The sequence below is a fragment of the Pseudobutyrivibrio sp. LB2011 genome, from assembly GCF_000701765.1.
Classification (GTDB): Bacteria; Bacillota; Clostridia; order Lachnospirales; family Lachnospiraceae; genus Pseudobutyrivibrio; species Pseudobutyrivibrio ruminis.
Genome location: NZ_JNJS01000002.1, coordinates 101,068 through 124,765 on the forward strand (window position 1 = coordinate 101,068; position 23,698 = coordinate 124,765).

Consider the following 23,698-nt stretch of genomic DNA (forward strand, 5'->3'; position numbering starts at 1 on the left):
GTAGTATAATGATAGCTGTGGTTCGCCACAGCTATTTTTTGTTTTTGAACAAGGAGATAAAAATGCTTACAAAATCATTTGATAAATTTGAAGATAAGGTTTGGCTTTCATCGCCAACAATGCACGGTGAGGAAATCAAATACGTGCAGGAAGCTTACGATACAAACTGGATGTCTACAGTAGGTGCAAACCTCACAGAGGTTGAGCGTCTTGCTGCAGAAAAGGTAGGAGTGAAATATGCCGTTGCACTTTCAGCCGGCACAGCATCACTTCATCTCTCTTGCAAGCTTGCAGGTATTCAGGCTTACGGCATGCCTCAGGTAGGCCACGGTGCTCTCGAAGGCCATCACGTTTTCTGTACAGATATGACTTTCGATGCAACTGTAAACCCTGTAGTTTACGAAGGCGGTATCCCTGTATTCATCGACACTGAAGCAGACACATGGAACATGGATCCAGTTGCCCTTGAAAAGGCATTCGAAATCTACCCAGAGGTAAAGGTTGTTGTTTGCGCTCACCTTTACGGCACACCTGGTAAGCTTGATGAATTAAACGCTATCATCCAAAAGCACGGCGCTATCCTTGTTGAGGATGCTGCCGAGTCACTTGGAGCTACATACAAGGGTGTTCAGACTGGTTCATTCGGTCAGTTCAACACCATCTCATTCAACGGAAATAAAATCATCACTGGCTCAGCTGGTGGATGCTTCCTTACAGACAGCAAAGAGGCCGCTGAAAAGGTTCGCAAGTGGTCTACTCAGGCCCGTGAAGCTGCAGCTTGGTACCAGCATGAGGAACTTGGCTACAACTACCGCATGAGCAACGTCATCGCAGGTGTTGTTCGCGGTCAGTTCCCTCACCTTGAGGAACACATCGCCCAGAAGAAGGCTATCTACGAAAGATACCGCGATGGCTTCAAGGGACTTCCAGTTCAGATGAACCCTATCGACTTTGAGAACTCTGAGCCAAACTACTGGTTGTCATGCATGATCATCGATAAGGAAGCAATGTGCCCACAGGTTCGCGGCGAGCAGGATGTGCTTTACACACCTGAGCACGGCAAGAGCTGCCCAACTGAAATTCTTGATGCTATCGCAAGCATCAACGCAGAAGGCCGCCCAATCTGGAAGCCAATGCACATGCAGCCAATCTACCGCTTGAATCCGTTCATCACTCGCGAAGGCAACGGCCGCGCCGTTACCAACGCCTACATCGCAGGCGGCGCCCTCGGTTCCGACGGCCAGCCACTTGACATGGGCAGCGACATCTTCGCCCGCGGCCTCTGCCTCCCTAGCGACAACAAAATGACTCCAGAGCAGCAGGATAGAATCATCGAAGTCATCCGCGCTTGCTTTGAATAAAATTAGTTTTTGAATAACCATAGTCTTTGAACTACCACAGTTCTTGGGCTACCAAGGCCATGCCCGGCTCCGCCGGCATGGCCTTTTTTATGCGGGGAGCGGGGAAGTTAAGTGGATTTTGGAAAACTGTAAATAAACGCAATTTTAGGGAGGAGAGTTAAGTGTAATAAAATGAAAATTTTAAAAACTTAACATTCTTAAGTGGGAAATCTAGACTGGAAAATTCACTTAACAAAAATAGCCAAATTGTTGCGTGGGAAATTAAAACAGCTGAATTTCACTTAACTTTTTGGCAAAACATATAAGTGAAAAAATAGTGTTTGCAAAATCCACTTAACTGGATTTTGCAAAGTTAAGTGTTAAATTGGATTCCTCTATTCCCACTTATAAAAAATTAAGTGAGAAAATCCAGTCATTAAGTATTCACTTAATCGCAGGTAATTGTTTTACCTTCTTTGACATCATTTCTTTTAGATTTCCCAAAAAATAATAAATAAAAACAAGTTTTTGGCGTTAATACATAGTATATTCGTTGCAAGAATGAAAGGAGGCTTTAAATGGAGAAAAAATATAAAGACACAATTTATTTAGCCGTTGAAATAATTGAGAAATGTGTTGAGGAAGAAAAAGGCAACAATTATATCAAGGATATGGTTATTGAAACACTCAATAAAAACGGATTGAAGATTAAGGACATAAACTATTATGACAGAAAATATTTTAAAGCAATAAAAGGAATTAGTATTTCAGACACAATTGATGAAGTAAGGTTTGCAATGGCGGAGGAAGCGTATAGGAGAGAAGGATATCCACGTCTACAGAAAAAAGCAACCTATAAAGGAGTATCACACTTTAGAGAAAAACATGAACGATATTATCCTAAAAATAAGAGCTTTATGATAGCGGAAAAATATGATTTGAAACTACACGATTGGGATTATGATTTTGATTCGTTCAATACAAAAGCGGATGACATGATATTTGTTAATGCTGAATCATCAGATGTAGCACTTAGAGAATTTCTTATGGCGAAAGCAAAATATCAGTATGAAAAAGTATTAAAAAATGAAATAGAAAGGAGATTTTGGGAAGATGTTTCATATGGCGAAACCGATGAATATCAAGAATTTGAGAATGCAAAAGAAATACTAGAAATTGCTGATGAAATTTATATTAAATATATGGAAAACTATGACGGAGATGCTGATGATTTGTATGATCAAATCGATGTAGAATCTGAGATGGAAAGCTTTTACTCACTACTTAATTCCAAAGAGAAAAAAGTTCTTTATTACAGAGTTCATAGATACGATTATGTTGCAATTGAAATACAAACTTTTGATGAGTATAAGGAGAAAAAAGAATGGGATTCTATGAATTTAATACAGGATACAATAAGAGAAGTATTATTGTTCTGGGATGTTGTTCTCGATTTTATAAGAGCTGATAATACAAAAGGGGTTTATACAATAAATAGCGAAATCTTAAGGAAAAAAGGCTTTAAAAAGCAAGAAATTAAAGAATTAAAAAATGCTATCAGGAACAATGATTTAAGATTTGGAGTTGAATTAGAAAACGGAACTGATTTTCATATTGAAGCTTTATATGAGGTGATGTCAAGACCTTGGAAAGAGCATTATGAGGATTTGGAAGTGCAGATTCGCCCGGCTTCAATAATGTATCAAATGGCGGAAGAAGACATTCGTTTTATCGAAGGGAAAAGTGAGAAGAACATAGAAATACTTTCTAGGATTATGGGATTGGGAGATGATTTCTTCGATTGATATTGCCCACCCAGTTTGCTATCCTTACTTTAATATATAAACAAGGAGAAAGGCGGCAGCATGAAGATAATCGATTATAAGAATTCACTAGTGGATAGCTATAAAAAGAATAAGCGAACTTTCATATTTTATTTGATTTTACGTGGGCTGGTTATACTTACACTTATCAGATGTATCATAACGCAGAACTATGAAAGTGCCGCAATCTGTATCTTGTCACTACTTCTGTTTTTAATGCCTGCAGTTCTGCAGAAGCAGATGAAGATTGAGTTTCCTGCAGTGTTTCAGGCTATCATATTTGGATTCATATATGCTGCAGAAATCCTTGGTGAAGTGAATCACTATTATGTAATCATTCCTGGCTGGGACACAATGCTTCACACTATGAATGGATTCCTGTGTGCTGCTATTGGATTCTCACTTATTTACTTGCTGAACAGAGGTAGCAAGCATTTTAACTTATCTCCATTCTATTTGACGCTTGTCGCCTTTTGCTTCTCTATGACTGTGGGAGTAATCTGGGAATTCTTTGAGTTTGCAATGGATCAGCTTTTCTATGTTGATATGCAAAAAGACTTCATAGTCCAGACCATCGGCTCAGTTACACTTGATCCAAACGACAGCGGCATGCCATTTGTCATTAATAACATCACTGACACAGTAATCAACACAGCCGATGGCCAATCATACACAGTACCCGGCGGCTATCTGGATATTGGAATTATCGACACCATGAAGGACTTGCTAGTTAATCTAGTTGGGGCGGTAGCCTTTAGTATTATTGGCTACACAACACTAAAGTTTTCTAAAAAGTCAGCTATAGCAGACAATCTCATGATTAAGCCAGTAGAAAACAATACTATACAAAAAGGAGACCCACAATGAGACGTAGAGAAAGAGAAATCACAGATCCAGCAGAAATAGACAAAATCCTAAACACAAGCCAGTACCTGCACTTGGGGCTGGTGGATGATGGCATGCCATACGTGGTGCCGCTCAACTATGGAGTGGTGAAGGACCCGGCGGATGGCCACTACATCATATATCTTCACGGTGCCCACGAAGGCCGCAAGCTGGACATAATAAGAAAGAACCCCAACTGCTGCTTCACAATGGAGTGCAATGTGGCTCCTTTCGAAGGCCGCATGGCTTGTCAGTATGGCACAGTCTACGAATGTGCCATGGGCTTTGGCAAGGTGACAATCGTAGAGAATCCACAGGAGAAAATTGCTGCCCTGGTAGCCCTCATGAAGACACAAACTGGCAAGGATGATTTCCAGTTTGACGAGCGAATGGTTTCTATTGTAACGGTTATGCGAATTGATGTGGAGGAGCTTACAGCAAAGCGCCGCCCAATGCCTGGCAATTCTAAAACTTTCTAAAGCCCACATAATAAGTTTGCATTCACCCGTGGATTTGTAGTATCATTCTTGAAGTGCTAAAACCAAATTTAAGGAGGTTTATTATGGCAGAAAATGAACAGAAAAAGGGAAGTAAGAAATTTATTATAATTGCGATATTAGTTGTAATTGCAGCAGTTGCAGGTGGTGTATTCTATTTCCTCAACGCGCCAAAGAAGATGAATATCAACGACTATGTTACAGTTGAATTCTCAGGTTATGATTCAATGGGAACAGCTACAGTCACATTTGATAATGATGAGTTCTTGTATGACTTTTCTCAGAATGCAAAGCTTGATTCAAAGATTCAGCGTGAGGCTGACAAGCTTGGCTTGACAGACACACAGGACATCTTCAAGGAAGGCTTATTTGCAGATCTTGATTTGCAGTCACGTATCACATACGAGCTCAACACATCTACAGACCTTTCAAACGGTGATGAGGTTGTGCTTTCATGGAGCATCGATGAGGACTACATCGCAGAGCACTACGGCATCAAGCTTGAGGCAGATGCTCAGGAGCTGTCAGTAGTTGGTCTTGCTGATGTTGTTACATTCAATCCTTTCGATGACCTCAAGGTTACATTCTCAGGAAATGATGGCGAGGGTGTTGTAGAGCTTGAAATCACATCCGATGATGATATTTACGAAGGAATCACATTCCGTGCAGATACATCATCTGGTCTTTCAAATGGAGATAAGATTACAGTAACATACGGTCCAAACTTTGGTGAGGATCTTCAGGCATACTGTGCACAGAACTACGGAATGATTCCAGATCCTGTGACTCAGGAATATGAAGTAACTGGTTTGAAATAATAGTCATTACCTATATTATTAGATTCGATTTATGTTATAATACGATATCATGGGCTTACAGTGTTACTATTCACAGTAATAAATGTTTAAGTATTTATTCTTGTCAAGCTTGCTTGTAAGAGAATAATACTTAAATATTTATTAACTGGAATCAGTGACCTAAACTACATGAATAATTACAAGTGCTTTAGCACTTAATAGAACTCTGAAGGAGTTCAATTATGAATGTAGTTTAGGTACTGTGAATAGTATCGATTACCCAGATATCGTATTTTTTATTTACTGGAGGATTAATCTTAAATGGAGATTATGAATAAAATGAAGCATTGGCACAAGGTGGCATATTTCTTACTTGCCTACGATTTTATAACCGTTGTGCTTTCGTATTTTCTTGCGCTATGGCTTAGATTCGATTGTCAGTTTTCTCATATCGAACCATATTATCTTGAAAAGTATTATCTTATCATCATTCCATACGCTATCTTTACAGTTGTGATTTACCAGCTCTTTGGCTTGTACCGAAGCATTTGGCGTTTCGCCAGCTTCTACGAGCTCAAGAAATTGGTTCTTTCTACAGCCGTAACACTCGTAGCAAACGCAGTTATCGTCACAGCATTCATCTACAGAATGCCAATTTCATATTACGTATTCGGAATCGGGTTCCAGTTCTTCTTTGGCGTGGTTATCCGTTTTTCATATCGATTTATCTTGCTTCTTCGCGACAGCCGCGAGGCAGGCAATGCTGATACAAACGTACTTCTTATCGGCGCTGGCTCAGCAGGCCGTATGATTCTTCGTGACGTCAATTTTGTAAACGGCGGAGCAAATGGTTCTGCCAAGGTCGTTTGCATCATCGATGACAATCCTAACAAATGGGGACGTTACATCGATGGAGTAGAGGTTATTGGTGGCCGCGACAAAATCCTTTATGCCGTTGAAAAATACGAGATAAAGGAAATCTACATTGCCATCGCTACACTTGCACCTAGCGAAAAGCGTAACCTTATCAATCTTTGCAAGGAAACAAACTGCCGCATCAAGCAGCTTCCAAATATGTACGCTGAAAAGGCTGGCATCATCAGCGCTGGCAACCTTCAGAACATCACTATCGAGGATGTACTTGGACGTGATCCAATCAGCCTTCACCAGGAGGATGTTGCTGCTCAGCTTCAGGGCAAGGTCGTTCTTGTCACAGGTGGTGGCGGTTCCATCGGTTCTGAGCTTTGCCGCCAGATTGCAAAGTATGGTCCAAAGCAGCTTATCATTTTTGATGTTTATGAAAACAACGCTTACGATATCCAGCTTGAGCTCAAGCACAAATATCCACAGCTTGATTTAGTTACACTTATCGGTTCGGTTCGCGACGCCCGTCGTATCGAATCAGTTTTTGAAACCTACAGACCAAACATCTGCTACCACGCTGCAGCTCACAAGCACGTGCCTCTCATGGAGGATAGCCCTTGCGAGGCAATCAAAAACAATGCAGTTGGTACATATAAGACAGCTTATGCTGCAATGAAATATGGATGCGACCGTTTCGTTCTCATCAGCACAGATAAGGCTGTTAACCCTACAAACGTTATGGGTGCTACAAAACGTATATGCGAAATGATCATCCAGACCTTCGACAACATGGTTCGCAACAACCACGAGGATATGCTTCCAATACTTATCACTCACCAGGTTGATATCGATACAGCAGATTCTGAAAAGGTGCCAGCAGGCAGCGGTCACACAGAGTACGTTGCAGTACGTTTCGGAAACGTGCTTGGTTCAAACGGTTCCGTTGTGCCTCTTTTCAAAAAACAGATAGCAGAGGGCGGCCCTGTCACACTTACACACCGTGACATCATCCGCTATTTCATGACTATCCCAGAGGCTGTCAGCCTTGTACTTAAGGCAGGCGCTAATGCATCAGGTGGCGAAATCTTCGTCCTTGATATGGGTGAGCCTGTAAAGATTTTGGACCTTGCCCGCAACATGATTGAGCTTGCAGGTCTTCGTCCAGACGTTGATATTGAAATCGAAGAAATCGGCCTTCGCCCAGGCGAGAAGCTTTACGAAGAAAAGCTTATGAGCGAGGAAGGTCTTAAGGAAACAGAAAACCATCTGATTCACGTGGCTGAGCCAATCAAGTTTGATTCAGAGGAATTCATAAAGAATCTTCAGTGCCTCATGACTCTTGCATACAGCAACGAGGCTCCAGAGGTTGTACAGAAGATCAGAGAAACAGTGCCTACATTCAAAGGCTGAAAGGATTAATCCAAAATGGCTAAGAAATTATCAATTGTTGTTTCAGTATATAATGAGGCCCTTGGTTTGCATCAGTTTTACGAGCATACCAATCAGGTCCTTGCCACTGATTTTGCACAGACTGGCTGGGACTACGAGCTCATTTTTGTAAACGATGGCAGTCGTGATGACAGCATCAATATCCTTCGTGATTTTGCTGCTCAGGATGACCATGTGAAGGTTGTAAATTTTGCAGCCAACCGTGGCCACGAAGCTGCTATGATTGCCGGCATCGATTATTCTACCGGCGATGCAGTTGTTTGCATGGATGCAGATTTGCAGCATCCACCAGAATCACTTGCAGATATGGCTCGCAAATTTGATGAGGGATATGATGTTATTTCTATGATTCGTACAGCCCGCCAGGACGCCGGTCTTATCAAGCGCGTCACATCTTGGGGCTTCTACAAAGTCATGAATATGCTTTCAGGCAAGACAAAGTTCGAAAACAACTCATCAGATTTCTTCGGCATCTCCCGCAGAGTTGCCCTTGTATTAAAGAAAGATTACCGCGAGCGCGTTCGCTTTCTTCGCGGATATGTTCAGAATGTTGGCTTTAAAAAGACAACACTTGAGTTTGAGGCGTCATCACGTATCGCCGGCGAAAGCAACTACAACATCAAGTCGCTCATCGCCCTTTCACTTAATGCCATCTGCAACTTTTCAGATGCACCACTTAAGATGGGAATCTATGCAGGCCTTCTGTCACTTGTGGCTGCCTTCATTCTCATGATTTATTCCATCGTTCAGTACTTCCTTGGCACTGCACCTGATGGATACTCAACAATCATCGTTTTACTTTGCTTTATGTTTGGTGTATTGTTCATCATTCTTGGATTCGTTTCAGAGTACCTTGCAATCATTTTCGCCGAGGTCAAGAATCGTCCAATTTACATCGTTGATAGCGTAATCACAAAAGATGGAGAGGAATTGCAATAATATGAATTTCACATCTCAGATAGAGACAGCATTTTCGAAAATCAAAAATCATTTCACAGCCACACAGCTTACAGCCATGATTGCAGTGTTGGTGGCTGGTCTTGTGGCCCATGGATATGTTTTGTTCAACCGCATTTCATATCATGACAATGCAGCCTGCCTGTTTTCACTTGGCGGCACATACGAATCCGGCAGATGGGTTCTTGGATTCATCTACGATATTCAGATGATGACCGCAAAGCTTTTCTCAGTGCCTGTTTTCAATGGCATCTTGTCTTTGATTTTCATCGGCTTTGCAGCAATGCTTATTGTGGATATGTTCCAGATTAAGTCAAAGGTTGCAGCTGCTTTCATCGGCGCAATCATGTCCGTATATCCGGTAGTCACCAGCATTTTCTCATTCATGTTTACAGCATGGGAATACTTCCTGGCACTCCTTCTTGCGGTCCTTGCGGCCAAGATTTTGCTTAAGTCTTTATCAGTGAAAAACTTCATCCTTTCCGCTGTTGTTTTATCACTTAGCCTTGGTATCTACCAGGCATTTTTCGCTGTTACAATCGCAGCATTTCTCGTGTCACTTACACTTGGCGTTTTGAAAAATGAAATCACTTCTATCGGTGAGTATGCAAAACGCGGTTTCACATATTTGGCAGAGCTCGTAGCAGGCCTTGGTATCTGGGGTGTTATGCGCCTCATCACTCAGCACATCAAAGGCATCGAAGCCGTTGATTACAAGGGAATGGACGATGGCTATAGCCTTGCCCTTCTTCCAAATCAGATTATCAAAAGCCTTTCAGCTTTCTTTGGATTCCGTCAGGCTGGCATCAACGCGCTCCTTTATCTCAGAGCTTTCACAGCACTTGTTGTTGTCGTTACAATCATCCAGCTTGCAGTGATGTTGGTTCGAAGCTCCAATAAAGTGGCAGTGAAAATCGTCTCATTGGTTGGCCTTGTTTTCCTTCCAATCGGAATGAATGTGGTTTACCTTCTTTCTACCAGTGAGGAATATCACGTAGATTCGCTGATGGTTTACGGCAACATTTTCGTATTCCTTCTTCCAGTATTTTTGATTGAGATGCTGGATGCCCAGGAGTTTAAGGCGGGCATCATTCGCAGCCTTACATCAATCGCCACATGGATTCAGATTCTTTCACTTGCAGTTCTCACTGTGGGTTACATATATCTTGATAACGCTGCCTACATGAAGGCAGAAATCGCAGAGGAGCAGGCCACTGCCTACTACACCGAGCTTGTAGCAAACATCAAAGCCACTGAGGGCTTTTCCGATGATATGGAAATTGTCTTCGTTGGCTGGGAAAATCTTTCCGACGGCACCAATGCCAAGGTGGATTCAGTAGATCAGCTTGAGGCAGTTCAGCTAGAAAAATATCCTCGCTTCACCGACATCATCACTTACGGCGGCTCAAGATATTTCATGCAGGAGCATCTTGGATTTGGCAACGACCTTCTTATCGAGGACGACGGTACATACGCCGATAGCGCTGAGGTTCAGGCTATGCCAACATATCCAAATGACGGTTCAATCGCAGTGATTGATGGAAAAGTAATTGTTAAGCTAGGAGAGTAATTCATGAGTTCAATCGGACAGAGCATGTATGATTTTGCCACAGAGCTTTTTCCTATCAACCGAAGCATCACAGGCGAGGGCGTTCGCCAGACATTAAAGATGTGTTCCGATAGGATTGCAGGCGATGATGGCGTCACCTTCGAAATAAAAAATGTTGCCAGCGGCACCCAGGTTTTCGACTGGAATGTTCCAAAGGAATGGAAGATAAACGCAGCCTACATCGAGGATGAGGCAGGCAATCACATAGTAGATATGGCTGTCAGCAACCTCCACGTGATGGGCTATTCTACCCCAATCGATGAGTGGGTTGATTTAGAAGAATTGAAGCAGCACATTTTCACTTTGCCAGATCAGCCGGACATCGTTCCATACGTAACCAGCTATTACAAGGAGCGCTACGGATTCTGCATGAGCCAGAATCAACTTGATAGCCTCAAGCCTGGCAAGTATCACATGTACATCGATTCAGAGCTTTTCGAAGGCAATCTTACATACGCAGAGCTTGTTCTTCCAGGTGAATCTGATGAGGAGATTTTCTTCTCCACATACGACTGCCACCCATCTATGGCCAACAACGAGGTCTCTGGACCAGTGCTGATGTGTGAGCTTATCAAATACGTAAAAACGATACAGAATCGTCATTACACATACCGATTCATCATCATTCCAGAGACAATCGGTTCCATCACATACATCGCTACAGACAACCATTTGCAACACATGAAGCAGCATATTGTTGCAGGATTTAATCTTTCTTGCGTAGGCGACGACAGAGATTATTCAATTGTACATAGTAAATACGCAGATACCCTTGCTGACAGAGTTCTTACGAATGTTCTAAAAACTCATACAGAAGGAAAATATAGCGACTACAGCTTTTTGAAGCGCGGCTCAGACGAGCGCCAGTACAATTCAGCAGGTGTGGACCTTCCAGTGGTTTGCTTCTGCCGCAGCAAGTTTGGCGAGTACCCAGAGTACCACACCAGCGCCGATGATATGACTCTCGTTAGCCCAGAGGGATTTCATGGAGCATATGATGTTGTCACTCAGGTGGTAGATGCTCTTGAAAACAACAAGACTTTTGTCATGACAGTTTGTTGCGAGCCACAGCTTGGCAAGCGCGGTCTCTTCCCAACAGTCAGCAAAAAGGGAAGCTACGATGCAGTTATGGCCATGATGTATTTCATGACTTACGCCGATGGTCGCAACGATTTGATTGGCATTTCCGAAATCACAGGAGTGCCTGTAAAAGAGCTAATCGACATCGCTCACAAGCTTCATGAAAATGGCTTGGTAGAAGTAAAATAAGAGGAAAAAATGACATCACAAGAATTATTAAATGATATAAAAAAAGAAATCGAATCCCTAGGTATTGCCCATGGCGACATGGTATACGTTGCCAGCGATATTACAAACCTTTTATTCGTTGCCAAAAACGAATGCCAGGTTAAGGTAAAACAGAGAAATGATTTCTTAAATGAATTCGTAAATACGTTACAGGATTTAGTTGGAGAGGAAGGCACACTACTATTTCCAGTTTTTTCCTGGGACTTTTGTCGAGGCAATGGCTTCGACTATTTAAACACACCAGGCGAGGTCGGCGCTCTCAACAACTGGATTCTTAAAAACAGAACCGACTTCATCCGTACCAAGCACCCAATGTATTCCTTTATGGTTTGGGGTAAGAACGCACACCGCCTTGCAGCTATGAGTAATCAGGATGCCTGGGGTGACGCAGGTCCATTCACATATCTTCGTGACAACGGTGGTAAGCAATTGTTCTTCGATATTGAAGCTCACCAGGGTATCACCTTCGGTCACTACGTAGAGCAGTGCGTTGATGTTCCTTATCGCCATCCAAAGTATTTCTTTGGCGACTACACAGATAAATATGGCGTTACAGAAAAGCGCTGCTACTGCATGTATGTCCGTGATCTGGATGTCATCCAGGAAATCAGCATCACCAATGAATGGCTTGTTTCAAATGGCGTAGCAAAAGCTGGCGAAATCCACAGCCTTGGCCTTTGCGTTTGCGACCTTGGTGCAGCCTACCCAGTCATCGCTGCAGATATGCGCGCTGACGGTGCCAATACACTAAAATTCGAAAACTACACCTTGGACTGGTCAAAGCCAAAGACAGTTCCTTACGAAGTAAAAGGATTAGAATAAAGGAGATTACCATGAACAGAGAAGAAATCTTATCTAAAATAAACGAAATCTTTCAGGATGCCTTCGACGATGACAGCCTTGAAATCAGTGAATCTACTACAGCAAACGACATCGAAGGCTGGGACTCACTTATGCAGATGAACCTCATCGAAATGATCGAGGACGAATTTGAATTCCAGTTCACAATGGACGAAGTTGCCGGTCTCAAAAATGTAGGCAGCATTGTGGATGTAGTGGCTAGCCACGCATAACCCACATTAATACATAAACAAAAGAGCTATCTGAAGGCCATTGCCAACAGATAGCTCTTAGTTTTATTTAGAAATTCTTACCTAAATGCAAATGTTTTCTTGCCAGCACCCTTGGCAATATACAGTGCTTCGTCAGCCTCTTTGTAAAGCTGATTATATGCCTTTGCTGGTGCAAGCTCGCTACCGCCTGTCATGGAAATTCCCAGTGAAATGGATGTAACACCAGGATAATCAGTGGCCAGTAGCTTGTTGTCAAAATTGTCGATAAGCAAGTGAGCAAAATTGCTGAGGGCTCGCTTATCAGTGATGCCTTCATAGTAGAGGGTGAATTCATCACCACCAACACGGCCGGCAATCAAGTTGTGATTCATATCACGAGTCTGCTCTTGCTTGATTACATTTGAAAGGGTAGTCAGAATAATATCTCCAGCGTCGTGACCGTGGTTGTCGTTAACGTGCTTAAAGTTGTCCAAATCCACCATAAAGAAGGCGCCGCCTTCCTTCCTTTCAAGGGCCTCGCCCACTTTTTTCTCGAAAGCTTTTCTATTAAGTAGTCCTGTAAGTGAATCCGTATTTGCGGATTTCTCTATAGAGCTAAGATATTCAAAATGCTCGGTTAAATCAAAAATCCAAAGGATGGAACCGATATTGTGGCCTTGCTCTGTAAGAGGTTCAACCCTAGTCTCGTAAGTGTGACCGTCCTTTGTGATTGTAGATTCTCCACTTGTGAGAGCTTCATAAAGCCCAGGCACGTTTTTTGCAGAATCAAATCTCATAAATTGGCCAAATACCTGGTGCACCACTTCGTTGTGATACATGATGCTGAAGTTTCTATCGACCACCAGGATTCCTTCATTACCACGATTAATTGCATTTGAAAAATCCAAGGCAACAGAATCCAGGTAGCTGTATTTCTTCAAAGAACGAACAACGAAATATGCAGTAAATGGAATGGTTAAAGCAGGGATTTCATACTTGTCAAAAAGACCAACCATCTTGCTGATATATGGAATCCACATGGTAATCATTCCAAGAAGCAAAAGTCTTAGACGTTTTCTCTGTAAATTATCGTGATTACGAAGTGAGTAAAATCCCACGACCACAGCCATCAAGCAAATGGCCAAGCAGTATAACACAAATGCATAGAAGACAATTCCATATTCCACCACGTACATTCGTGGGAATGGACCATCATAGTCCATAATCACATCCTTGTACATCAGGTGATTCTCCCGCCAGGTGAACATGCAATACATGACAAATGTGGAGAAAACAAACTCAAAAACATAAACCGGATATGGCAATCTGGTGTGAGTCAGCTCCTGAATGCAAAGAGTGATTGCAATAAACACAAAACATTCGGCAAAGTACTGAAGCTTGGTTGCGGTGTAGACACCCTCGATTTCGTAAGTGGTAATCTCCATTACAAATCCGAACAAATACATGGTCGCACTAGTCATGAAAAATGTAACTGCCATCTGAGCGCGAGTGGTGTGCAAAGTGAGCACGTATGAAAGGATAATCAGCGCAATCAAAAGTGCTAGCACATGGATATCGATGTAAGCATTTTGCAAGGTATATCCGTGAACGATGTGTCTTATGTAAGCAAGCAGCAAAAAGTGGCTAGGATAAAAGATGTAGAAGAAATATCTGCCTATACCTGAACCGCCAAATAAATCCTTGCCTCTTTCGCCGTTGTAAAAATACAAAGGAATTAACGCAAATACGAATCCAAGCAAATAAAGTCTTTCCTGAACGGTCCAATCATACTGGGAGAAATGATACTGTTGGTTAAGTACTATCATCACTGAAAGAACTGCACTCATAAGCACAGTGGCACCAGTAAATTTGATAGCCTTATCCTTGAAATCCTTTCCATAATAAAAGATGAAAACGTAGATGATTGGCATCACAACCCATCCGCCTATGACAAGAGATATCAGCACAAGCAGGGCAATCAAGCATATCTTCATCCATTTTTTGAAAATCTTTCCCTCGGAAATGCAAAGGCAAAGCAGCGCCAGCGTCAAATCGAAAATGATGTTTTGGCGATAGCCATATTCCTCATGAAAGAAAATATAAAATGGAATTATGGAGATGGCAGAAAAGGCCAACATCCTATAGATATATTCCTGTAGACTCTTGGTGTGCCTGTATCCTTCGGCGATAAAAAAGCACATGATAGGAAGAGTGAGCCTTCCGAAAATGTGCATTAACTGTCCTAAAGGAGACATGAAATCTACAAATCCCCAAGCGGTGTGATCAACCACCATGGCAATGATTGCCAGAATTTTTAATTGTGTTCTGTCTAGTCCGTAATTTTTCATACTAGAATAATACCATAAAATCCCTTAAAATAAGCATAGGTTTAAACAAAAAGAATTAAATGAGGAGTAAAAATGGATTGTTTTAATTATCCTTTAGATACAAAAACATTGCGCAGAAAGCGCGCCAAGATTTACAGAGAGCTATCTGAAAAGCCAGGACTCATCGAAAAGAAGGTTGCAGTGCTGGGCGGTTCCACTACAAACGATGTGGTAGATATGCTTTCTATTTTTTTGTTGAATCATGGAATCAAGGCCAGCTTCTATCAGTCTGAGTACGGCCAGTACTGGCAGGATGCCATGTTCGGCAGCCCTGAGCTTGATGCAATGAATCCGGACATCATATATATCCACACCAGCTGGAGAAATATTACTGATTTTCCACAGATGGATATGGATAAATCCACAGTTGATGATTTGCTTGAAAATCAGTACCATCATTTCGAGGCTATGTGGACAGCCCTTGAGGAGAAGTTCCACTGCCCAATCATCCAGAACAATTTCGACCGACCAAACTACAGATTGATGGGCAACCGCGACATCTGGGACTATAGAGGTCGCAGCAATTTCATCTCAAGATTGAACCAGCGTTTCTATGATTATGCAAATAATCACACTGGTTTTTACATCAACGATATCGATTATCTGGCACAGGACTACGGCCTTTCTCAGTGGAACGACGCCAAATACTGGCACATGTACAAGTGCGCCATGAATATGGACGCCATCCCTTACGTGGCTCAGTCCGTTGCTTCTATTATAAAGTCCATCTACGGACGCAACAAAAAGGTTCTTGCCCTTGATTTGGACAACACCCTTTGGGGCGGCATCGTGGGAGATGACGGAGTGGAAGGCATCGCCATCGGCCCGGAGGTTCCAGCAGGACAGGTGTATGCAGAGTTCCAAAGCTACTGTAAGAATCTCAAGGACATCGGCGTAGTCCTTGCCATCGATTCTAAAAACGACGAGGCAAATGCAATCGCCGGCCTCAATCATCCAGACGGCATCCTTCGCCCAGATGATTTCGTTGCTATCAAGGCCAACTGGGATCCAAAGGATTTGAATCTTTCTCAGATGGCTGATGAGCTCACACTTGGAGTGGATAGCTTCGTATTTGCGGATGACAATCCTGCAGAGCGAGAGATTGTCCACAGCCAGCTTGGTGTAGAGACGCCTGCTATGGATGGGGCAGAAAACTACATCAAGGTTCTTGACCACGGTGGATATTTCGAGGTTACAAACTTCTCCGGCGAGGATATGAAAAAAACTCAGATGTATCATGCCAAGGCTGAGGCAAAGAAAGCTCAGGCAGCTTTTGCAGACTACGGCCAGTATCTGGACAGCCTGGATATGACAGCCTACATCACAGGCTTCGAGCCAATTATGATTCAGCGCGTGGCCCAGCTTACAAATAAATCAAATCAGTTCAACCTCACCACACTTCGCTGCAGCGAAGACGACATCCGTCAGATGCAGGATGGTGGAAAACACATCTGCATGGCCGGCAAGCTTGTTGATAAGTTCGCCGACAACGGCATCGTCACAGTTGTTGCAGGAGAGATTGATGGCAGCACAGTGGATATCAAATTGTGGCTCATGAGCTGTCGAGTTCTGAAACGCGGCATGGAAGATTCGATGATGAATGAATTTGTCAGCCGCTGCAAGGAAAGAGGTGTTGATAAAATCGTGGCTCATTACTATCCAACTGCCAAAAACGCTATGGTGAAGGATTTCTATGGAGACTACGGCTTCACTCTTGAAAGCGAGGACGCTGAAGGCAACAGAACTTACACAATCAACGTGGCAGATTATGAACAAAAGCCAGTACATATTGAAATTTGAAAACTAAAGTGGTAACTTAATTTTCTGTGTGAAAACTGTAGAATAATCATCTAGTTTTTTATACCGGGGAGTTCGTGAGGCATCAAGATTTACTGACTGGAGGAAAGAACTTGAAAACGAATGGTATAGGAAAAGACAGAAAAATTAAAAGACTTAGCAATAAGCTGATTTCGATATTTCTACCTGTTGTTGCAGTTGGAATAGCGTTATTAGTATTGCTTGTAGGTATATTTGACACGAAACTCATTCATGAGCTTCTTTACACATCATTTGAGAAATCTGTTAAATCAGATGCTGTGGAAATTAATAGTGAGTTAAAATCTACCTTTTATTATTTGAATGCTATTGCTGATTCAATCGAGGTTCAGCAATTCGAGGACGATACTGAGATTCGCGCCTTTTTACAGCAGACAAAGGGTCGCTATGACATGATTCCAACTGGTGCATATCTATCTTTATCAGATGGGGCCTTCATTGAATTGACAGGTTGGGATCCAGGAATGGATATCCGCAAAAAGCCATGGTATCAAGAAGGTATCGCATATACGGATTCATATTATTATTTCTATGATGTTCCTTACTTTGATTTGAACACAGGAAATCTATGTGCAACAGTTCTCCGTCACGTTCATTTAAAGGATGGAAGAGAAGGCGTAATTGCAGCAGATCTTATGATGTCTGCATGCCAGGACTACTTAAACAGCGTCACATTATACGGTACAGGTCGTGCAATGATGGCTACTTCACAGGGCTTGATTCTAAGTGCTGAGGATACAGCGATGTGCGGTCAGAATTTAGCAGATGTTGATAATAAATTACTCAACAACATGACAGCTGTTCTTGGAAACGAGGATGGTCAGGTTGCCAAGGTGAATGGTGCAGACGGACAATACTTCGTTTCAACTTACACAGTAGAAGGTACTGATTGGAAAGTTATAAATTATGCTAAGGCAACAGATGTTTTAGCAGATGTGTTATACATGCTTCTTATTGTCATCGGGGCAGTAGTTGCAATGATGATTATCCTGGCAGTTTTATTCAATTTTACATTGAATAAAATGATTCGTAAGCCGGTAGCTGCTTTGACAGAAAATATCGAGCATATCAGCCAGGGTGATTTTACAGTTACAATCGATGACAGAGGTAACGACGAAATTGCCTACATGAACAAATCCATGAACAAATTCATCGAAAGCATGCGCGGAATTATCAGCAACATTCAGGGCATTTCAACTCAGCTTGAAACTGATTCAAAGAACTCTCAGTCCACAGCTGGAGTTTTAAATACAGAAGCAAATGAGCAGTCTAGATCCATGGAAACAATTCTTGCAAACATGGAAAGCATGGCAGAGTCAGTTACAGAGGTAGCCGAAAATGCCACATCTCTTTCAATGACTGTTTCAGAGCTTACAGAGTCTGAAAATCAGATTGAGACAAGCATGGTTGAGCTTGTTGATAAGGCCAATGTAGGCGCAGAGGACATGACAAATGTTCGCAAGGGAATGGAAGATGTAGTTGCTTCTATGAACGATATGAATGAGGCAGTTCAGTCTGTAGACGCGGCCGCAGCAGAAATCAACCAGATTATCGATATGATTAGCGGCATCGCATCACAGACAAATCTTCTTTCATTAAATGCATCAATCGAGGCAGCCCGTGCAGGAGAATATGGCCGAGGATTTGCGGTAGTAGCTTCTGAGATTGGACAGCTTGCAAATGATAGTGCTGAGGCAACTAGAAAAATCGGCGAAATCATCGATGAGATGACAAAGAAGGTTGGCGACCTTGCAGAGCGTTCAGAGTCCAACACAAAGATGATTCACGATAGTTCAGAGGCAATTGATAATGCAGCAACAACATTCCAGACCATTACAGCTGCACTTTCAGATGCAAGCGACACATTATCAAAGATGGCTGAGCGAATGGGAACTGTAAATGATGTGGCAGCAAATATGGCAGCCGTATCGGAAGAGCAGTCAGCTACAAGCCAGGAAATCACAGCAACAGTTAACCAGTTAACTGAAAGCTCAAGAAACGTTGCTGAATCAAGTAACACTGTTTCAAACGCAGCTTCATCAGTTGCAGTTGCAGCAGATTCAATCAACGAAAGCGTACAGTTCTTTACAATATAATTTACATGAGTTCGAGGGCAGATTAAGTTTGTCTTCGAACTCTTTTTAGTTTAATGCACTTATTTTATTGTTGTGCTATAATTAATGAGTTTAATTATGTAAAAATGGAGAACAATTTTGAAAATATTAATTACAGGAGCTGCAGGCTTTGTTGGAAAGAATCTTGTAGAGACTCTCAAGTGTGCAGCAGATGGAAGAGACAGGTTCCATTTTGTTGATGAGGACCTGACAATTTATGAATACGACAGAAATTCTTCATTGGAGGAGTTGGATCGATTCTGCAGCGATTGCGATTTCGTTTTCAATCTTGCAGGTGTCAATCGTCCTCAGAACACAGAGGAATTCATGGAAGGCAACTTCGGCTTTGCCAGCACTCTTTTGGATACATTGAAAAAGCACGGCAACACTTGTCCTGTTATGCTTTCTTCATCTATCCAGGCCACACTTCTTGGCAGATATGCCGGCAGTGATTATGGCAAAAGCAAGCTTGCTGGTGAGGAGCTTTTCTTCAAATATCAGCATGAGACAGGGGCAAAGGTTTTGGTTTATCGCTTCCCAAATCTTTTTGGAAAATGGTGCCGCCCAAACTACAACTCAGCAGTTGCCACATTCTGCCACAACAAGGCAAACGGCTTGGACATCACAGTAAACGACCCAGCCACAGAGCTTACACTTGTTTACATTGATGATTTGGTTAACGAAATGGTTGCAGCACTTCGCGGCCAGGAGCATCGTTGCAATTACGATGATCAGGGCCAGGTGGTAGAGGCAGCAGACGGTCGCTATTGCCACGTGCCAGTCACACACACAGTGACACTTGGCGAAATCGTGGAGCTTCTTGACAGCTTCGTGGAAGAGCCTCATTCACTCATCATGCCAGCCATTCCAAATGGCAGCTTTGCAAAGAAGCTTTACAGCACATACCTTTCATACCTTCCAAAGGAAAAGGCGTGCTTCGATTTAAAGATGAACGTGGACAACCGCGGCTCATTCACAGAGCTTTTAAAGACTACTGATAAAGGTCAGTTCTCTGTAAATATCAGCAAGCCTGGCATCAAAAAGGGCCAGCATTGGCATCACACAAAATGGGAGTTCTTCATCGTTGTCAGCGGCCATGGTCTCATCCAGCAGCGCCGTGTGGGAGTTGATGAAAATGGCAACCCATTCCCAGTGATTGAATACGAAGTTTCAGGGGAAAAGATTCAGGCAGTTCACATGCTTCCTGGCTACACCCACAATATCATCAATCTTTCCGATTCTCAGGATTTGGTAACCCTTATGTGGGCCAACGAACTTCTTGAGGCGGATAGACCAGATACATACCGTGAAGACGTATAGTTGATTATTTAGAAGAGCCAGTAGACAACAAGCTCTTAGGTTTCTCAAGCGAAACATGTAGTTGAGCGGAGAAACACTAAGGCTTGTAGTTGTAACTGGCGGAGTAGAGGTAATAGAATGTTTAAGAACAATGGAAAATTAAAGTTATTAATTATAGTAGGTACAAGACCGGAGATTATTCGTCTTGCTGCTGTTATTAAAAAGTGCCGCAAGTACTTCGATTGTGTACTTGCTCACACAGGTCAGAACTATGACTACAATCTAAACGGAGTATTCTTCAAGGATTTGCAGCTTGATGATCCTGATGTTTATATGGAAGCTGTTGGTGACAATCTTGGTCAGACAGTCGGCAACATCATCGCAAAATCATACGAGCTCATGGTTGAAATCCAGCCAGATGCACTTTTGATTCTTGGCGACACAAACTCATGCCTTTCAGCTATTGCTGCAAAGCGTCTTCATATCCCAATCTTCCACATGGAAGCTGGAAACAGATGTAAGGATGAGTGCCTCCCAGAGGAGACAAACCGTCGTATCGTAGATATTATTTCAGATGTAAATATGGCTTACTCAGAGCACGCTCGTCGCTACTTGGCAGAGTGTGGACTTCCAAAGGAGCGTACATACGTAACAGGCTCTCCTATGGCAGAGGTTCTTCATGCAAACCTTGAGCAGATCGAGGCTAGCAACGTTCTTGAGACACTTGGCCTTGAGCCAAAGAAGTACATCCTTCTTTCAGCTCACCGCGAGGAAAACATCGATACAGAAAAGAACTTCACAAGCCTTTTCACAGCTATCAATGCATTGGCAGAAAAGTACGACATGCCAATCCTTTACAGCTGCCACCCACGTTCACGTAAGCGTCTCGAAGCTACAGGATTCAAGCTTGACCCACGTGTTCGCATGCACGAGCCACTTGGCTTCCACGATTACAACCATTTGCAGATGAATGCATTCGCAGTAGTTTCAGACTCAGGTACACTTCCTGAGGAGTCAAGCTTCTTCACAAGCATTGGCAAGCCATTCCCAGCAGTGTGCATCCGTACATCTACCGAGCGCCCAGAGGCTCTCGATAAGGCTTGCTTTATCTTGGCTGGAATCGACGAGCATTCTTTATTACAGGCGGTAACAACTGCAATTGACATGAATGAGAATCAGGACTATGGTATTCCTGTTCCTGATTATATAGAGGAAAATGTTTCCACAAAGGTAGTAAAAATCATTCAGTCTTACACCGGCGTGGTTAATAAGATGGTATGGCGCAAAGAAATGTAAATAATTTAGATGAGCCAGTATCATAAACTTGGATGGCGCGAGCAAGAAGGCCCCATGCAAGCTAGGAGGGCGCCCCGAAGGGGAAGGTTGCCTAGCGAAGTATGGGAGATGGCTTGCGGGAGCTTTGAAAGAGTAAATTTACTGGCGGACTAGGAGTATAGAAATGAATTGTGAATTATTTAAAGATAAGACTTTGATGATTACTGGAGGTACAGGTTCATTCGGAAGTACAGTTCTTAAGCACTTCCTTGATTCTGACCTCAAGGAGATTCGTATCTTCTCACGTGACGAGAAGAAGCAGGATGATATGAGACATCAGCTTCAGGCTGAGCACCCAGACCTTGCTGGCAAGGTTAAGTTCTACATTGGCGATGTTCGTAACATGCGCTCAGTTCAGGATGCTATGCCAGGTGTTGATTTCATCTTCCATGCAGCAGCATTAAAGCAGGTTCCTTCTTGCGAGTTTTTCCCAATGGAAGCAGTTCGTACAAACGTTGAGGGAACTGACAATGTTCTTCATGCAGCAGTTGAGGCAGGCGTTCAGCGAGTTGTTTGCCTTTCAACAGACAAGGCTGCTTACCCAATCAACGCAATGGGTATTTCAAAGGCTATGATGGAAAAGGTTATCGGCGCAAACGCTCGTGTTGCAGCTGGCAAGACTACAATCTGCACCACACGTTATGGCAATGTAATGTGCTCACGTGGTTCGGTTATTCCTCTTTTCATCGACCAGATCAAAGCAGGCAACCCAATCACAATCACAGATCCAGAGATGACTCGTTTCCTCATGAATCTTGATGAGGCAGTTGCACTTGTTATGTTTGCATTCGAGCACGGTGAGCCAGGTGACCTTTTCGTTCAAAAGTCAGACGCTTCTACAATCGGCGACCTTGCAAAGGCTGTTCAGCAGCTCTTCGGCGACACAGGCACAAAGATTATCGGAACACGCCACGGCGAGAAGCTTTTCGAGACACTTATGACAAACGAAGAGTGTGTTCGTTCCGTAGATATGGGCAACTACTATCGTGTACTTCCAGACGGCCGTGACCTCAACTACGACAAGTTCTTCGTAGATGGCCAGGTTCACACAATGGCTTCTGATGCATACACATCACACAACACAAAGCGCCTCGACGTACAGGGCACAGTAGATAAAATCATGACTACAGATTACGTACGTGAGATGCTTGCAAACTGGAATAAGTAAAAGGAAGCGAGGCTCATGCCTCGCTTTTATTTGAACATCAAACTTCTTTAAGTAATGTGATATAAACAAGTTTATTGAACTTCTTTAAGTAATGTGATATAAATAAGTTGGAGGTACACAATGGAGTATAATTTTTCACAAGATTTAAAGTCTATAAGAGAAATTCTCGGTATCAGCCAAGAAGAACTTGCTAAGGAGTTAGGTGTACAGCAGATAACATTATCCCGTAATGAAAGTGGTGTTACAAATCCTAGTGAGCAGTTATTGGAGATGGTATATGAATATGCTTTTAAAAATAATATAAAGATTAATAGACTGAAAGAAATGCTATGTAGAGATAATTTGCCTATCAATCATAAGCAGCTATTTCATGGAGCGAAAAGTGAGATTAAAGGTGAAATAGACGTTTGCTATGGAAGAGATAATAACGATTTTGGAAAAGGGTTTTATACTGGAGAAAATTATGAGCAGGCTGTATCTTTTGTGTCGGGCTTTGATAAATCTTCTGCATATATTATAGATTTTAATCCTGAAGGACTAATGTCTAAGGAATACAAGGTGAATCAGGAATGGATGATGACTATTGCCTATTATCGGGGAGCTTTAGATGAATATAAGAATCATCCTAGAATTAAAAAGATAATTGAAGAATCCAGAGAATGTGATTACATTATTGCCCCAATAGCCGACAATAGGATGTTCCAAATAATAAACTCCTTTATAAATGGGGAAATCACTGATGAACAGTGCAAACATTGCCTGGCAGCTACAAATCTTGGAAATCAATATGTGTTTATTAGTGAGAAAGCTGTTAGTCATATAAAGTTATTGGAACGTTGTTATGTTTCACAAAGCGAGAGGGATTACTATAAAAAGATAAGAACAGAAGAGGCCAAACTTGGAGATGATAAGGTAAAGTTGGCCAGAAGAACTTACAGAGGTCAGGGAAAATATATAGATGAAATTCTCGAGTAGGAG

At 42.5% G+C, this 23,698-nt stretch carries 18 protein-coding genes; 17 read left to right on the forward strand and 1 reads right to left on the reverse strand.

Annotated features, from left to right (window positions below):
• The first annotated feature begins 62 nt into the window (after positions 1-62).
• The 11 genes from T375_RS04020 to T375_RS04070 all read left to right on the forward strand — a co-directional run bounded on the left by T375_RS04020 (position 63) and on the right by T375_RS04070 (position 12,602).
• A complete protein-coding gene (locus tag T375_RS04020; protein ID WP_044935331.1) occupies positions 63-1,361 on the forward strand; it encodes a DegT/DnrJ/EryC1/StrS family aminotransferase in 1,299 nt (432 codons plus the stop codon).
• A 557-nt stretch (positions 1,362-1,918) separates the two neighbouring features.
• Positions 1,919-3,145 (forward strand): hypothetical protein, encoded by a 1,227-nt coding sequence (locus T375_RS04025; protein WP_044935332.1) that lies wholly within the window; start codon positions 1,919-1,921, stop codon positions 3,143-3,145.
• A 60-nt stretch (positions 3,146-3,205) separates the two neighbouring features.
• Positions 3,206-4,030, forward strand: coding sequence for a DUF2238 domain-containing protein (locus T375_RS04030; protein WP_044935334.1), 825 nt, complete (start codon positions 3,206-3,208; stop codon positions 4,028-4,030).
• Entirely contained in the window at positions 4,027-4,527 is a 501-nt protein-coding gene (locus T375_RS04035) for a pyridoxamine 5'-phosphate oxidase family protein (RefSeq protein ID WP_044935337.1), read from the forward strand. The genes T375_RS04030 and T375_RS04035 overlap by 4 nt, the downstream gene beginning before the upstream one ends.
• A gap of 83 nt (positions 4,528-4,610) precedes the next feature.
• Positions 4,611-5,363: a hypothetical protein gene (locus T375_RS04040; protein ID WP_044935339.1), complete on the forward strand. Its 753-nt coding sequence runs from the start codon at positions 4,611-4,613 to the stop codon at positions 5,361-5,363.
• Between the two features lie 300 nt (positions 5,364-5,663).
• Complete coding sequence (locus tag T375_RS04045; RefSeq protein ID WP_044935342.1) at positions 5,664-7,616, forward strand: polysaccharide biosynthesis protein; 1,953 nt, start codon at positions 5,664-5,666, stop codon at positions 7,614-7,616.
• A 15-nt stretch (positions 7,617-7,631) separates the two neighbouring features.
• Positions 7,632-8,594, forward strand: a complete 963-nt coding sequence (locus T375_RS04050; RefSeq protein ID WP_044935344.1) for a glycosyltransferase family 2 protein — start codon at positions 7,632-7,634, stop codon at positions 8,592-8,594.
• Between the two features lies 1 nt (position 8,595).
• Positions 8,596-10,182, forward strand: coding sequence for a glucosyltransferase domain-containing protein (locus tag T375_RS04055; protein WP_044935347.1), 1,587 nt, complete (start codon positions 8,596-8,598; stop codon positions 10,180-10,182).
• Between the two features lie 3 nt (positions 10,183-10,185).
• Positions 10,186-11,490, forward strand: a complete 1,305-nt coding sequence (locus T375_RS04060) for a DUF4910 domain-containing protein (RefSeq protein ID WP_044935350.1) — start codon at positions 10,186-10,188, stop codon at positions 11,488-11,490.
• Positions 11,491-11,499: 9 nt separating this feature from the next.
• Positions 11,500-12,351, forward strand: coding sequence for an AAC(3) family N-acetyltransferase (locus tag T375_RS13120; protein ID WP_049960283.1), 852 nt, complete (start codon positions 11,500-11,502; stop codon positions 12,349-12,351).
• Positions 12,352-12,362: 11 nt separating this feature from the next.
• Positions 12,363-12,602 (forward strand): acyl carrier protein, encoded by a 240-nt coding sequence (locus tag T375_RS04070; RefSeq protein WP_044935352.1) that lies wholly within the window; start codon positions 12,363-12,365, stop codon positions 12,600-12,602.
• Positions 12,603-12,679: 77 nt separating this feature from the next.
• On the opposite strand, the gene T375_RS04075 is transcribed toward T375_RS04070, so the two are convergent.
• A complete protein-coding gene (locus T375_RS04075) occupies positions 12,680-14,929 on the reverse strand; it encodes a TraX family protein (RefSeq protein WP_044935355.1) in 2,250 nt (749 codons plus the stop codon).
• 72 nt (positions 14,930-15,001) lie between these two features.
• Here T375_RS04075 and T375_RS04080 point away from each other — a divergent pair, with 72 nt between their 5' ends.
• From T375_RS04080 to T375_RS04105, 6 genes are all read left to right on the forward strand, one after another.
• Positions 15,002-16,768 (forward strand): HAD-IIIC family phosphatase, encoded by a 1,767-nt coding sequence (locus T375_RS04080; protein WP_044935358.1) that lies wholly within the window; start codon positions 15,002-15,004, stop codon positions 16,766-16,768.
• A gap of 110 nt (positions 16,769-16,878) precedes the next feature.
• Positions 16,879-18,900, forward strand: a complete 2,022-nt coding sequence (locus tag T375_RS04085) for a methyl-accepting chemotaxis protein (RefSeq protein ID WP_155952428.1) — start codon at positions 16,879-16,881, stop codon at positions 18,898-18,900.
• A gap of 117 nt (positions 18,901-19,017) precedes the next feature.
• Positions 19,018-20,238, forward strand: coding sequence for a polysaccharide biosynthesis C-terminal domain-containing protein (locus T375_RS04090; protein ID WP_044935364.1), 1,221 nt, complete (start codon positions 19,018-19,020; stop codon positions 20,236-20,238).
• Positions 20,239-20,355: 117 nt separating this feature from the next.
• Entirely contained in the window at positions 20,356-21,513 is a 1,158-nt protein-coding gene (gene wecB, locus T375_RS04095) for a non-hydrolyzing UDP-N-acetylglucosamine 2-epimerase (protein WP_044935367.1), read from the forward strand.
• A gap of 163 nt (positions 21,514-21,676) precedes the next feature.
• Positions 21,677-22,720, forward strand: coding sequence for a polysaccharide biosynthesis protein (locus tag T375_RS04100; protein WP_044935370.1), 1,044 nt, complete (start codon positions 21,677-21,679; stop codon positions 22,718-22,720).
• 120 nt (positions 22,721-22,840) lie between these two features.
• Positions 22,841-23,695, forward strand: a complete 855-nt coding sequence (locus T375_RS04105; protein WP_044935374.1) for a DUF3990 domain-containing protein — start codon at positions 22,841-22,843, stop codon at positions 23,693-23,695.
• Positions 23,696-23,698: the final 3 nt, after the last annotated feature.